The organism is Chryseobacterium sp. 2P (assembly GCF_059579425.1).
Genome location: NZ_CM184194.1, coordinates 2017971 through 2031708, shown reverse-complemented (window position 1 = coordinate 2031708; position 13738 = coordinate 2017971). Strand labels below are relative to the sequence as shown.

Here is a 13738-nt window from a genome sequence, read left to right as displayed (position 1 = left end):
AGATAAACTCAACTATTATTTGCTGAGTGAATTATTTATGCCGAGCTTTTCGAAGTACCTTTGTGAACAAAAAATATTTTCAAAAATTTCAAAACAACTGTTGCGAACTTTGTATTAAAAATATTTGAAGCATAAAAAAACCGCCTTAATAAAGCGGTCTGAATTTGTTAAGGACATTGAGCAATCGGAACTTCACTGCAAACAACTTTATTGAGTCTTTCACAGTATACACAGTATTGTTTCGGCTGTCCGCCATATACTGATTTCAGATCCGTTTTGCTTAGCTTCTTTAAATTTTTCATATTGTTTTAATTTTGTGATTCAAATATAAAACGAATATTTTTAATTATTATTACAACTTTATGTTTAAAATTTTCATTATTTACACTTAAAATAAAAAAGCCATACAGAATTTGCATGGCTTGGTATAAAAGATTTTATGAATATTATCTGTTGTTGATTTCTACCGTTACTGGCATTACATAAGTGTAGGCAACCATACTTTCATTTAACTTTTTACGGTCAACTTTATAATCCAGTTCGCTTAAAACTGTTTCAATTTCTTTGCTTACACTTTTACAGTCACCATTCGAATGAACATTAACGATTTTACCGTTCTTGGAAATATCGAATTTTACAACAGAGTTTACAGTTCCCTGTTTGTAATCCGTATTCGAAAGATCAAAATTTTCCATTAAACGGGTTCTTATATCGTTAAAAGTTTCACTTCTGCTTAACTGAATTTCTTCAATTGTATTATTGGCAGATGTTTGTGCTTTTGCTGTATTGATTAGTCCGATAAATCCACAAACAAAAAATGAAGCGATTAATATCTGTATTTTATTTTTCATAACTCTTTGGTTTTAAATATTATATTAAACTTATCTACTGTTTCTTTACCAAAGATATATAAAATAATTTACAATAATTTCACATTGAGTTAACATTGAGTTAACATTGGAATTTAAACTGCTGATTTTCAGTTGAATAAAATTTTAAAATTTTTAAAAATTTAATATTGGAGCGTTGTTTATATATAAAAATTAGCTCAACTATAAACATGGCAGTCCTAAAAGATCCATTTCTGAACTCCATAAAAATTTAATATTTCCTTTTGAATCTATCTGAAAAATTCCTCGATCAGGAAACTGGCAATGAGAGTCTGAATTTTTATTATACCATTTAAAGTCGTCATAATAAGTAAAATATAAATTCTTATGATTAGAAAATACTATAGGATTGTATTTTCCCATACCATATATTACTTCATCACTTTCCTTTGATGCAAAGGTTTTTAATTTTTTATTAACTTCAATATAGTTATTGCCATATTGTAAAGGAATATCTTTTTCGGATGCAATCAATGGATGTCCAATCAAACTTTTGTTCACATTAAGAATATAAGCGATGTAATCACTTCCGCATTCATTAGAATGAAAAACGACTTTTTCGACTTTACATTTTTGAGATGATTTTGTTCCGAAAACAAAGATACTTTCTTTCATCTTCTTTTTAAAAACTTCTTCAAATCTTTTATTGTAGATCAGTTTATCAATATATAGAGTATCATAATATTTATAATCTCTCATATCTTTTCCATAAATCCAGGGAAAAGAGTCTTTTACTATAAAATTCTGGTATTCTTTTGATAATGGAAGTTCTTCATTATCAATCTGAACAGGAATACAGATTGCAAAATCTTTATCTGTTAACTGATAAACCCCAAAAACCGAATTCTTATCAAAAGTATAATTTTCTGTTTTTTTAAAGGCAGCTTTTGAATTGTCTAAAGTTAATTTTGCGACAGGTTTTTCCTTCTTACAAGAAAATAACATGAAGATAATCCCTAAAATAATTAAATAATTTCTCATCATAATTTTATCAAACATAAAAAAGGAATCCGCATTCACAAATTCCTTTATATTATTAAGTTACTATTCTACTACTCCAGTTCCCTCTTCAAAAACTTCCCCGTCAGACTTTTCTTCGACTTCACAATTTCCTCGGGCGTTCCCTGCGCAACGATTTGTCCGCCGTGTTTTCCGCCTTCAGGACCAACGTCGATGATATGATCGGCTAACTTGATCACATCCATATTATGTTCGATGATGATGAAAGAATTTCCCAATTCCACCAACTGGTTAATCGCATCCATTAAGATTTTCACATCTTCAAAATGCAGTCCTGTTGTGGGTTCGTCGAGAATATATAACGTGTTTCCGGTCTGTCTTTTTGCCAGTTCTGTGGCTAATTTAATGCGTTGTGCTTCTCCTCCAGAAAGTGTGGTCGACTGCTGTCCCAACGTAATATAACCCAAACCGACATCCTGCAACGTTTTCACCTTCGCAAAGATCTTCGGAATCGGCTGGAAAAATTCCACCGCTTCATCAATCGTCATATCCAACACATCGGAAATCGATTTTCCTTTGTAGCGCACTTCAAGAGTTTCCCTGTTAAAACGTTTTCCGTTGCAGGTTTCACAGTGAACATACACATCCGGCAAAAAGTTCATTTCAATTACTTTTAAACCGCCTCCCTGACAAGTTTCGCATCTTCCGCCTTTTACATTGAAAGAAAATCTTCCCGGTTTATAACCACGGATCTTACTTTCCGGCAGTTCGGCAAAAAGATTTCGGATGTCGGTAAACATTCCGGTGTAGGTTGCAGGATTCGAGCGCGGGGTTCTTCCGATCGGAGTCTGGTCTACATCTACAATTTTATCGATGTGTTCAAGACCTTCGATTTTTTTGTACGGCAAAGGTTCCTGAACCGCCCTGTAAAAATGTTTGTTTAAAATCGGATACAATGTTCCGTTGATAAGCGACGATTTTCCGCTTCCCGAAATCCCCGAAACTACGACCAGTTTTCCCAGAGGAATATCCAGTGTAACGTTTTTCAGGTTATTTCCGCTTGCTCCTTTTAAAACGATATTTTTTCCGTTTCCTTTACGTCTTTCCGTAGGAACTTCGATCTTTCTTTTTCCGTTAATATATTGTGCCGTAATCGTATCTGCTTTTACCAGATCTTTCGGCTTTCCCTGCCACAAAATTTCTCCGCCGAATTTTCCGGCTCTAGGACCGATGTCCAAAACCTCATCGGCTTCCAGAATCATGTCTTTATCATGCTCTACCACCAAAACAGAATTTCCGATATCCCGAAGATTCTTTAAAGAATTAATCAATCTTTCATTGTCTCTCTGGTGCAACCCAATGGAAGGCTCATCTAAAATATAGAGAACATTCACCAATTGAGAGCCGATCTGTGTAGCCAGACGAATTCTCTGAGATTCTCCACCCGAAAGTGTTTTTGAACTTCTGCTCAGACTCAAATAATCCAAACCGACATCTAATAAGAATTGCAGCCTGGTTTCAATTTCCTTTAAGATTTCATGCGCAATGATGGCATTTTTCTCAGAAAATTTATCCTTAACATCAGCAAGCCAGTCTTTTAAATCAATCAAGCTTAAAGCATTTACCTCAGCAATATTCTTTCCGTCGATTTTAAAGCTTAAACTGGAAGGCTGAAGACGGGTTCCCTTACATTCCGGACAGGTTTCTTCCGTAGTAAAATGTCTTTCCAGCAGAATCGCTTCATAAGATTCCCTTTCTTCGATAATTTCTTCCATAAAAGGAATCAGACCATCAAAGCTGATTTTGATTTTCTTGGTAATTCCGGCGTATTTTAAATCTTTGTTAAATTCTTTATGACAGCCGTTATAAATATAGTCTAAAGCCTCTTCCGGAATATCCTGAATCGGAGTTGCCATTCCCAATCCGAAAATTTCCAAGATATTTTTGATCTGAGAAAGCACCCATTTATTAGACTTTAAATCTTCCAATGGCAATAAACCTCCCTGATTAATAGATAATTTCGGATTTTCAACAAAATAATCTGTATTGATCTTCTTGATGGTTCCCAAACCTTTACAGCTCGGGCAGCTTCCTTTCGGAGAGTTGAAAGAAAACGTATTCGGTTCCGGCAAAGCCAGTGAATGACCGGTTTCGGCATCCATTAAATTTTTAGAAAAATATTCGATGTCCTTCGTTCCCAGTTTCTGAATTCCGATCAGTCCCTCTCCCATTTCCATCGCCGTGCGAAGAGATTTTTCCATTCTCGCTTCGGAAGCAGATTCCCCGATAATCCAGCGGTCGATGACGATGTCGATATCGTGGGTTTTATAACGGTCGAGTTTTAAATCATATTCAATGTCCTGCAGTTCACCGTCAATTCTTGCCTGTCCGTATCCTTTTTTTGCCATCTGCACAAAAAGTTCGTGGTAATGTCCTTTTCTGGATCTTACCACAGGCGCCATCAGCATGATTTTTTCGCCTTTGTAATTTTCTTTGATGGTTTCTAAGATTTGTTCTTCCGTATAGCTTACCAGTTTTTTTCCTGTCGTTTGAGAATAGGCATCGGAAACTCTGGCAAATAAAAGACGAAGAAAATCGTACAGTTCCGTTACGGTTCCTACCGTAGAACGCGGGTTTTTGTTGGTGGTTTTCTGTTCGATGGCAATTACAGGAGATAATCCTTCAATTTTATCGACATCGGGACGCTCGAGACCTCCCAGAAACTGTCTTGCGTACGCAGAAAACGTTTCGATATATCGACGCTGTCCTTCCGCAAAAATCGTATCAAAAGCCAATGAAGATTTTCCGCTTCCCGAAAGTCCCGTAATCACGACCAGCTCGTTGCGTGGAATTTTTACATTGATGTTTTTAAGATTATGTTCGCGTGCGCCGTAAACTTCTATATATTCTGTTGATTTACTCATAATTCGGGGTGATTTTACCTGAAAATCACGATGTGCAAAATTACGGAAATTTTGGCAATTTTCAGTGTTAAAAAGTGTTAGTTTATCCTTACAAAAATGATGCGAAATTATTCGGAAGCTATTTGTTTTTTTAATGATTTTGGAAAATTATTATGATAATTGTACCACACAAAATTTGCTTTTCATGAATCTTTGATTACTTATTGTTTTTTTTCAAAATAAAAGATCAGTCTTTTTAAAGCAGTTTCTGTATTGGAAAATCAAGCAGATTCTTCAGAATTTAATTACTTTTACACCGGACAAAGCATTATCATGAACCGACTGCGAGAACATATCGAAGCCATTACACCGCTTACAGACGAAGAGTTTGAATATGTCAAAACTTTTTTCACTTTAAGAAAAGTCCGTAAAAATCAGTTCCTGATCCACGACGGAGACGAAGTGAAATATGAATTCCTTGTTCTTGATGGAATTTATAAAGTCTATTATATTGATGAAAACGGCAAAGAACATATTCTTCAGTTTGCCAAAAAAGACTGGTGGATGTCCGATTATATCGGATTTTTTAAACAGCAAAATTCCAAAATGTTCATTGAATGCCTGAAAGAAGGCGAAGTGGTAAGTCTTACTCTCGAAGGAAGAAATAAACTCGCAGCCGATCTTCACAAGATGGATCATTTTTTCAGGATTAAATTAACGAACGGTTATATTGCGCTTCAGCAGAGAATTATGATGCTTTTGTCGGGAACACCACAACAGCGTTACGAAGAATTTGTAAGATTATATCCCGATCTGATTTCGGAAGTTCCTAAAAAATATGTTGCAGAATATCTTGGCGTAAGCAGGGAAACTTTAAGCAGGCTGTATTCTAATACCAATAAATAGTTTTTAAATTTTTTATTCAGAAAATCTTTAACGAGTCATGTCATTCTGATTGAAATTTTGCGAAGCATTATGGAAGGAAGAATCTTTTGAATAATCTCCCGCAGATTGTGCAGATTACGCGGATTTTTTTCAATGTGAAATTGTTTACACTTTCTCGAATGCATTTGCAGCATTTTTGTCATCCTGAAAGGATCTTAACAATAATGGTTATAAAAGGCTCTCAGGCTCAGAGTGACACCGCGAATACGAAACAAAAGACAAAACAATTAATGATTGTTAAAAGCTCTTTTCACTTAGCGAAATCTTTAACGAGTCATGTCATTCTGATTGAAATTTTGCGAAGCATTATGAAATGAAGAATCTTTTTGATAGTCTCCCGCAGGTTGTGCAGATTACGCAGATTTTTTTTCAATGTAAAATTGTTTATCTTTTCTCAAATGCATTGACAGTATTTTTGTCATTCTGTAAAGGATCTTAACAATACTGGGAATAAGAGACTCTTCGACAGGCTCAGAGTGATACTGAGAATACGAAATGAAAGACAAATGAAGAATCTTTTTAAACACCAATGACACTAATCTTTTTGCACAAAGAACACAAATAAATTAAAGACTAGATTAAAGACAGACTTTATGCATATTGTTTCAGATATTGAAAAGAATAACTTCCGCCATAGCCCCGATTGTAGAGAAAATCCCGCAATGGAGCGGCGGAGCGAAGCGGAGCCGCGCAATGAGGAATTGTAACGGAAAGCGGGAAAAAGCTCCAAATAAAATCCTAAACCCATAGGATAAAATGCAGAAGTGTGATTTGGATCACACTTTTTTTGTGACTTCAGTCCTTCGAACGAAGCATTGGATAGGCATACATTTGCTGTAGAAATTCAGGTAATTTCAAAAAAGATCAAACAAAATATTTTTAACAAACAAAATTGAATATCATGAATCCAAAAGTATTAATCGTTGTATCCAACGCGAATTCTATCGGTCCAAACAATAAAAGAACAGGAACTTTCCTGCCTGAAGTAGCGCATCCTTATGCAGAATTTGAAAATGCAGGTTACCAGATCGATTTTGCCAGCTTAACCGGTGAGTCTCCGTTTCTGGACGGATTAAATTTAGCAGATGATCCGGAGAACTTAAAATTTTTAACCGGAAAAGGCTGGGAAGATATGCACAATGCAAAAAAACTTTCTGAGGTAAATACTTCTAATTACGATGCTGTTTTTGTTCCGGGAGGTCTGGCTCCGATGGTGGATATGGCAGAAGCGCCGGAACTTAAAAAAGTACTTGCCGATTTTTATGAAAGCAACCGTGTTGTAGCAGCGGTTTGTCATGGTCCCGTTTCACTTCTGAATGTAAAATTAAGCGACGGAAGTTATCTGGTAAATGGTAAGAATATTGCTGCATTTACCACTGCGGAAGAAGACAGCTATGCAAAAGCGGATGTTCCTTTTGATCTTCAGACTGCTTTAACGGAGCAGGGTGCGATTTTCCATGCAGCAGAACCGTGGTCTGCAAACAGTATTGCCGACGGAAATATCGTTACCGGACAAAATCCTGCTTCTGCAAAAGGTGTAGGAGAAAAAATAGTGGCTCTTTTGGAAGCGAAAAAAGCTTAAGCAGTCTGTTGTGCATTTGGGAATGCTTTTGCTTATCTTTATGTGAAATCTTTTTATTGTAAGATTTAGAGCCTGTTTAATAAAGAATTAGCTTAAAAAACTTAATCGTTATAAGCATCGCAAAGGCGCAAAATATTCATTAATACAATCTTGTCTTAAGGCGCAAAGATTTTATCTGCGATAAAATTAAGCATCAATCCTTATTGAAAATCTTTGATTTTCCTGCGCCTTAAAGATTTAAATTAATAAAAATCTTGCGTCTTACAACAAGAATATATTTATTAAGCTTGTTTAACTAATTTCAGAATTAACCGCAAAAGGGACAAAAGATAATGTTAAATCGAATTTCTAATAATAACCAAAGCGCCCAAAGAATAAAAATCAAAGATTTTTAAAACTATGGTGAGCTTTTTCATTTATAATGATCAACTTTAAATAATAGTTTAGTTTATCTTTTGTAGCTTTTGCGGTTAAATAAAAGTTAAACAGACTTAATATTCAGGCTGGCTCTTAATGTAATTTCGCGATAAATGAATCGCAAGGAGAGACACAAATAATTGTAACAATTTGAAAATAAGATCAACAACAGCATTGCACTTATTTTAGAAATACAGGGATTCAAATAAATAATTAAAAAATATAAGAAAATGGATCAGAAAGCAGTATATATCTGTGCCAAATGGCAGGTAAAAGAAGGAAAACTGGATGCCGTTCTGCAGTTGGTACAACAGGCAGCAGAAAAAAGTTCACAGGAAGAAGGAAATCTTTTCTATAAAGTACATCAAAGTAGATCAGACGATCATACTTTGGTATTGTTTGAAGGGTATAAAAATGCCGATGCAGTGGAATTCCATAAAAATTCTGAACATTACCAGAAAGTTGTAGCCGAACAGATTGTTCCTTTACTGGAAAACAGAGAGGTGATTCTTATGGATCAGTTATTTTAAATAGTAGTTTTTTTTAATGAATTTCGGGCAAACCTTTGGTTTGCCCGAAATTTTTATTATTTAACCTGAGTTCGGGATAAGTCTTTTTAAACGCAAGGTTAAAAAAAGCGATTCAATTATCAAGAGTTCAGCTTTTAATATATACAAAGGCGTAAAATTGATCAAAGTAATACCATTTTTGTCTTTTTTAAATAAACGAAGTGCCTTTGTTTAGCTTACCAACTTTCAATAAGTAAAAAAAATCTTTTGTTTTTCTTTGCGATAAAATAATACAACATTATAAATCAATTATTTAAATTTATTTCTTATCCCGAACTGAGGTTATTTAGCTGGAGATCCTTCGACAAGTTCAGGATGACAGGATTCTAATACTAACTGCTTTTATATTCCTTCAAATAAATATTCTGAAGATTTCGCTAAGTCATCCTAAGATCGTCTGAGAATTCATCCATTTTTATTGAGAATATCCTAAACAATCACGAAAAATCCAAATCTTCGTTCGTTACTTTTACCAGATATTCGATTCCGTCGATGGCTTTGGAAATAATCTGATTCCTTAAAACATTCGCCATATTTTCCCAGTAAGCTCTTCCGTAGAAAGAATAATTCTGCGGAATAATTTCTACCTCAACCGTTCGGATAAAACCTTCTTTCGGTTTATTGCTGATCATCGTTCCTCGCGTCACTTTCACCTCTTTCAGTTCGTCTTTCAAAACCATTCGGCAATAGTTTTTCACGTCTTCCAGAGAAATAATCTTGTCTCTTGTGGTTAAAGCATATTTATAAGCCTGAATACTGTCGGTTCCCTTCTGTTCTTCCGCTCCGCCGATCGTTTCCGTTAAAAGAACCAGCGTCTGCGATTTCAACTGATTCGAAAGTTCCGTTCCGGGGCGCATATGATTGGCTAATGTAGAATGCGTGATCCAGAATGAAGCATAGGTGTGATCTGTTTTATCAACCGGTTCCATAATCACATAGTTCAGCTCCTGTTTAATGCTTCGTTTGGCATTGTTTACTTTCTGGACCATGGATTTCATTTTGTCGGACATTTCACTGAGAACGCCTTTCACGTTATCACGGTTCAGTAAAGAGAAGGCTGCAATTTCGTCCCGTGTGAGTTCCAGAACATTGGCAATCATATCAACGGCATTCCTGTTGGTAAAACGCTCCATTCCGCCCTTTCTTACGGTGTATAAACCTTTTCGGAGATCATCATTGGGAGTAAAAGGAATTTCGGTGTATTTTCTTCCGTCACCGTCCTGAACCTCATCTACATACAGAAAATGTTCGCCTTCATCCGTTATCAGAGGAATATTGTTTCCCATGATGTCTAAGCTGTATTCCGTTTTTTTCCAGCCGCGGTTATAGATGGGGAAAGCATTCAAAACAAAGGAAAAATTATCCAGAATTTCGGCGGAAAATTGCGGCGGAAACTCGAAAGTAAGCCATAAATACCGTTTTCCGTCGATGTATTTTGTAATTTCTTCTTTATAATCTACATAGCTGAGATTTTCGGGAAGCTGTCCCGGTTCTGAAAATAATGAGGCTGAAAGTCCGGATATCTCAATGAATTTATGATGATACACACTTTTGATGTCTTCAATAATTTTATTCTGAATAGACTGTTCGCGGAACATCTGCTCATATCCTTCTGCCTGATTGTTTTTATAATAAGTTAAACCTTCTTTTACAAATAATGGATTTCCGTTGGACGAAACCGTAATGTAAGGCAATAATTTATAGGTAAAATCAAGATGTTCGAAAGCAGGATTTGAGCAGTAAATGCTCACATTTTTAGGAAAAGTTTCGTTTGAGTATTTTGAAACATCAATTCCGATGGTCACTTTACGGTAATCTTCCGGTCTTCCCTGAAATCTTGCAATGGGAATTTTATTCAGGCGGTCATCGATTCCGTAGCAGGTATTTCCTACAAACATGATGGCGGTCTGTATTTTGTTGATTCTGATATTTCCAATTGGCGTAAAAGGAATGTTGATCTGCTTATCCGATTCTGATTTTATGGTGGAAGTCATCTGTTTTTTAAAGAAAAACTCGGTATGCTCCAATAAAATTTCAGACGGTTCATAAGGTTGTGTAAACGCAATCGCATGAGAAGGAATAGGATGTGTATAAATAGAAGGCGTTAATAATTTTGCCAGTTTTTCTAAAATTCTGGCGTTTACGGTCTGTATTTCGTTATTCGCTTTGAAAACTTCCGTGCTGAATGCATCAATTAATAATTTAACGAACGGATCAAGAGATTGCGGGCTTTTCAATCCCCAGACTTTTGTGGCATTCTGAAGCATCCTCGCTTTTACGGATTCTTTGGAATAAATATTCTGTTCTAAATTCATAGGATTTGGTGGTGGTTATAGAATTTAATCAATCGACATCGGACTCAGGAAAAGTTCTGTAGAAAAGCTGAAACGTTCTCCGGAATGCTCCATTTTGGCATTGATGGCGATTTTTACCTTTTTTTTGATTTCGGTATGTTCTTTTGTGTCGTAGCTGTGTTCTACGATCTGGATGTGTGCATCGATTTGCGGCTGAACGATTCTGGGTTCGTATTCCTGAATCTGCCTTTTGAGGCTTTTAATGAAAACAGCTTCCCAGACTGCGCTTGTAATTCCGTTATCGAATTCAAGGTTCCAGACATCGTTTCCGTAATTTTCGTCGTATCTGTTTTCGCCTTTTTTGGTGGTGATGAGCAGCATAATATTGTGCGCGATGCTTTCTCCCATATCGCAGGTTTCTATGCTTCCCTCTTCCGTCATTAAAGTCGACGGAACAAAAGGCATTCTGTAATTTGGTGTGTCCATGATTTCTCCTTCTTAATTTTTTACTTCATCGAACTCAATTCTTTGAAAGATACTACCAAATTAATCATTTTTAAGGAAAAAAATGAGATAATATGATTGATTATTGTTTAAATTTTTCTTTTTTAAATAGGCTTGGGCTTGAAATTACATGAATTAATAAAAGTTTATTGTAAATAATCATAAAACTCTAAAAAGTTTAAACAGATTTTTGATTTTAAAACCACCCCGTCAAAAATTTTGTTGAAATTTTTGCCACCCCTCCAAAGAAGGGGAATTTTTAGAGCCTTAGAATTTAAGGATCAGTTGTCTACAATATTCATGTACGATGGATTCCAATAAACTGAGGGACTTCCGGAGAACTTCTGGGATTTAAAACAGGTTTGTTTGTAATTAACGGAGAAGTTCTGTGGTTTCCTGCAAACTGCGGGAGACTTCCGGAGAACTCCGGAGATTTAAAACAGGGTTGTTTGTAATCAACGGAGAAGTTCTGTGGTTTCCTGCAAACTGCGGGAGACTTCCGGAGAACTCCGGAGATTTAAAACAGGGTTGTTTGTAAATAACGGAGAAGTTCTGTGATTTCCTGCAAACTGCGGGAGACTTGCGGAGAACTCCGGAGATTTAAAACAGGGTTGTTTGTAATCAACGGAGAAGTTCTGTGGTTTCCTGCAAACTGTAGAAGACTTCCGGAGAACTCCTGAGATTTAAAACAGAGTTGTTTGTAATTAACGGAGAAGTTCTGTGATTTTGAATGTTTTTAAATGATTTGGTTTTTCTAAACCACCCCGTCAAAAATTTTAATAAAATTTTTGCCACCCCTCCAGAGGAGGGGAATTTTTCGGGACTTCTGATTTAATCTTTTCTGTTTTTGATGGATGTAGTGGACAAAAATTGAAATTATACAGAAAAATCCTAGCCCAGATTGCAATGAAAATCCTTTTTGAAAAAAAGATTGTAATGGAAAGCTGGAAAAAGCTCCAAAAAAAAGCTGCCCGACTTTGCGAACAGCTTTATATGATTATTTCTTTTTGGCAAGACGGATATATTAGAAAGGAGGAGTTCTTTGGATTTGAATACTTTTGAATTATTCGAACTTTAAAACCACCCCGTCAAAAATTTAATTAAATTTTTGCCACCCCTCCAAGAGAGGGGAATTTTTGACTTTAGGGGTTATTTTTGATTTGGGGTTGACAAAAAATAAAAGCTGCCCAGATTGACGGACAGCTTTTTAATTTATTTTTCAGTTTTTTTATTCATATTAATGAGATAATACACGGGAAGTCCGAGTAAAACCATGAGAAAACCGGGCCATGTATATTGCTGCTTGTAGATGAGCAATAAGATGCAGAAGCCTGTTCCGATCAATAAATAAATAATCGGAGTCACCGGATACAGCCATGTTTTGTAAGGTCTTTCCAGATCCGGCTGTTTTATTCTCAGGTAAATAACGCCGAAAACGGTAATCATGTAAAATAAAACAATGACGAAAGAAATCATATCCAGTAAATTTCCGTACTGTCCGCTCAGACATAAAATGGAAGCCCAGATTCCCTGCATCCAGAGTGCATTTGCGGGCACATTGTTTTTGTTGTTCTGCTCTGCCTGTCTGAAAAACATTCCGTCTTTTGCCATCGTCTGAAACACTCTTGCACCGGCTAAGATCAGTCCGTTATTGCATCCGAACGTTGAGATCATGACCAAAACCGCAATAATTGCCGTTCCTGCATTTCCGAAAATGAAGTGTGAAGCAGCCACCGCTACCCTGTCGTTTTCCGCAAAAGCAATGGAATCTCTGTCTAAAGCGTTCAGGTAAACGTAATTGACGGCGATATATAAAATCATGACCGCAGTTGTTCCGTAGATCATAGATTTTACAACATTCTTCTTTGGATTTTCAATTTCTCCGGAAACGAAGGTTACACTTTCCCACGCTACCGAACTGAAAACGGAACCTACCATTGCTGCGGCAATTCCGCCCAGTAAAGTCATTCCGCCGATGGGTTCCCAGCCTTCTTTCAGGAAATTTCCTGAAATGTCTTTTTTAAGATTGCTGAAAGCATCATATCCAAAGCTAAAGTTATCCGCTAAATGCGAAATATCCACCAGAATAAATCCTGTAGCAATAAGTCCCAGTAATGCTATGATTTTGGAGCCTGTAAAGATATTCTGTAATAATTTTCCGCTTTCAACGCCTCTTGTGTTGAGCTGGGTTAATAAAATGATAGTAGCAATTGCTAAAATCTGGATCCATGTAATTTTAAATTCGCCACTCTGGAAAATCGGAGCTGCATCATTTAAAGCGGGAACGAGATAGGCTGTAAATTTCCCGAAAGCCATGGCAACGGCAGCAATTGTTCCTGTCTGAATGACCGTAAACAATCCCCAACCGTACAAAAAGCCCATTTTTCTTCCGAAAATTTCTTTAAGATAAGTATATTGTCCTCCCGCTTTTGGAAACATTGCCGAAAGTTCTCCGTAACTGATGGCTGCTGCGACAGTCATGACTCCCGTGATAATCCAAACCACGATTACCCAGAATCCTGAGCCAAGGTTCCGCATCATATCTGCGGCAACAATAAAAATTCCGCTTCCGATCATAGATCCCATTACCAGCATAATGGCATCCCAAAGTTTTAGTTTTTTCTGCATAATTGATTGTAGATTCCAAATATAAATAATTATAGGATTATTTTCT

The 13738-nt window shown here is 36.2% G+C and carries 10 protein-coding genes; 3 read left to right on the top strand and 7 right to left on the bottom strand.

Features of this window, described 5'->3' with window-relative positions; genetic code table 11:
- Positions 1–167: 167 nt before the first annotated feature.
- The 4 genes from AC52CF_RS09265 to uvrA form a co-directional block, all read right to left on the bottom strand.
- Complete coding sequence (locus AC52CF_RS09265; RefSeq protein ID WP_214589847.1) at positions 168–302, bottom strand: bacteriocin-like protein; 135 nt, start codon at positions 300–302, stop codon at positions 168–170.
- A gap of 144 nt (positions 303–446) precedes the next feature.
- The gene (locus tag AC52CF_RS09260; RefSeq protein WP_496518088.1) at positions 447–851 is read right to left on the bottom strand and encodes a hypothetical protein; all 405 of its coding nucleotides are present in this window, start codon (positions 849–851) and stop codon (positions 447–449) included.
- Between the two features lie 201 nt (positions 852–1052).
- Positions 1053–1874 (bottom strand): hypothetical protein, encoded by an 822-nt coding sequence (locus AC52CF_RS09255; RefSeq protein ID WP_496518087.1) that lies wholly within the window; start codon positions 1872–1874, stop codon positions 1053–1055.
- 68 nt (positions 1875–1942) lie between these two features.
- Positions 1943–4774 carry an excinuclease ABC subunit UvrA gene (gene uvrA, locus AC52CF_RS09250; RefSeq protein ID WP_496518086.1) on the bottom strand — a complete coding sequence of 944 codons (2832 nt, stop codon included), beginning with the start codon at positions 4772–4774 and terminating at the stop codon, positions 1943–1945.
- Between the two features lie 252 nt (positions 4775–5026).
- Between uvrA and AC52CF_RS09245 the strand changes: the two genes are divergently transcribed.
- The 3 genes from AC52CF_RS09245 (at position 5027) to AC52CF_RS09235 (ending at position 8227) form a co-directional block, all read left to right on the top strand.
- Positions 5027–5659, top strand: a complete 633-nt coding sequence (locus AC52CF_RS09245; RefSeq protein ID WP_496518085.1) for a Crp/Fnr family transcriptional regulator — start codon at positions 5027–5029, stop codon at positions 5657–5659.
- A 940-nt stretch (positions 5660–6599) separates the two neighbouring features.
- On the top strand, positions 6600–7280 hold the full coding sequence (locus AC52CF_RS09240; RefSeq protein WP_496518084.1) for a type 1 glutamine amidotransferase domain-containing protein: 681 nt from the start codon (positions 6600–6602) through the stop codon (positions 7278–7280).
- Positions 7281–7927: 647 nt separating this feature from the next.
- Positions 7928–8227 (top strand): putative quinol monooxygenase, encoded by a 300-nt coding sequence (locus AC52CF_RS09235; RefSeq protein WP_336688877.1) that lies wholly within the window; start codon positions 7928–7930, stop codon positions 8225–8227.
- Positions 8228–8703: 476 nt separating this feature from the next.
- Here the strand turns inward: AC52CF_RS09235 and AC52CF_RS09230 are convergent, their stop codons facing one another.
- From AC52CF_RS09230 to AC52CF_RS09220, 3 genes are all read right to left on the bottom strand, one after another.
- The gene (locus AC52CF_RS09230) at positions 8704–10581 is read right to left on the bottom strand and encodes a type VI secretion system baseplate subunit TssF (RefSeq protein ID WP_496518083.1); all 1878 of its coding nucleotides are present in this window, start codon (positions 10579–10581) and stop codon (positions 8704–8706) included.
- Between the two features lie 24 nt (positions 10582–10605).
- Entirely contained in the window at positions 10606–11046 is a 441-nt protein-coding gene (locus AC52CF_RS09225) for a GPW/gp25 family protein (RefSeq protein ID WP_496518082.1), read from the bottom strand.
- Between the two features lie 1230 nt (positions 11047–12276).
- Positions 12277–13692, bottom strand: coding sequence for an APC family permease (locus AC52CF_RS09220; protein ID WP_116099189.1), 1416 nt, complete (start codon positions 13690–13692; stop codon positions 12277–12279).
- Between the last annotated feature and the right edge of the window lie 46 nt (positions 13693–13738).

Bases quoted from the DNA above. Each gene is read 5' to 3' on its own strand.
- AC52CF_RS09230 (WP_496518083.1), bottom strand. From the start codon at position 10,581: ATGAATTTAGAACAGAATATTTATTCCAAAGAATCCGTAAAAGCGAGG.
- AC52CF_RS09235 (WP_336688877.1), top strand. From the start codon at position 7,928: ATGGATCAGAAAGCAGTATATATCTGTGCCAAATGGCAGGTAAAAGAA.
- AC52CF_RS09255 (WP_496518087.1), bottom strand. From the start codon at position 1,874: ATGATGAGAAATTATTTAATTATTTTAGGGATTATCTTCATGTTATTT.
- AC52CF_RS09260 (WP_496518088.1), bottom strand. From the start codon at position 851: ATGAAAAATAAAATACAGATATTAATCGCTTCATTTTTTGTTTGTGGA.
- uvrA (WP_496518086.1), bottom strand. From the start codon at position 4,774: ATGAGTAAATCAACAGAATATATAGAAGTTTACGGCGCACGCGAACAT.
- AC52CF_RS09265 (WP_214589847.1), bottom strand. From the start codon at position 302: ATGAAAAATTTAAAGAAGCTAAGCAAAACGGATCTGAAATCAGTATAT.
- AC52CF_RS09240 (WP_496518084.1), top strand. From the start codon at position 6,600: ATGAATCCAAAAGTATTAATCGTTGTATCCAACGCGAATTCTATCGGT.
- AC52CF_RS09225 (WP_496518082.1), bottom strand. From the start codon at position 11,046: ATGGACACACCAAATTACAGAATGCCTTTTGTTCCGTCGACTTTAATG.
- AC52CF_RS09220 (WP_116099189.1), bottom strand. From the start codon at position 13,692: ATGCAGAAAAAACTAAAACTTTGGGATGCCATTATGCTGGTAATGGGA.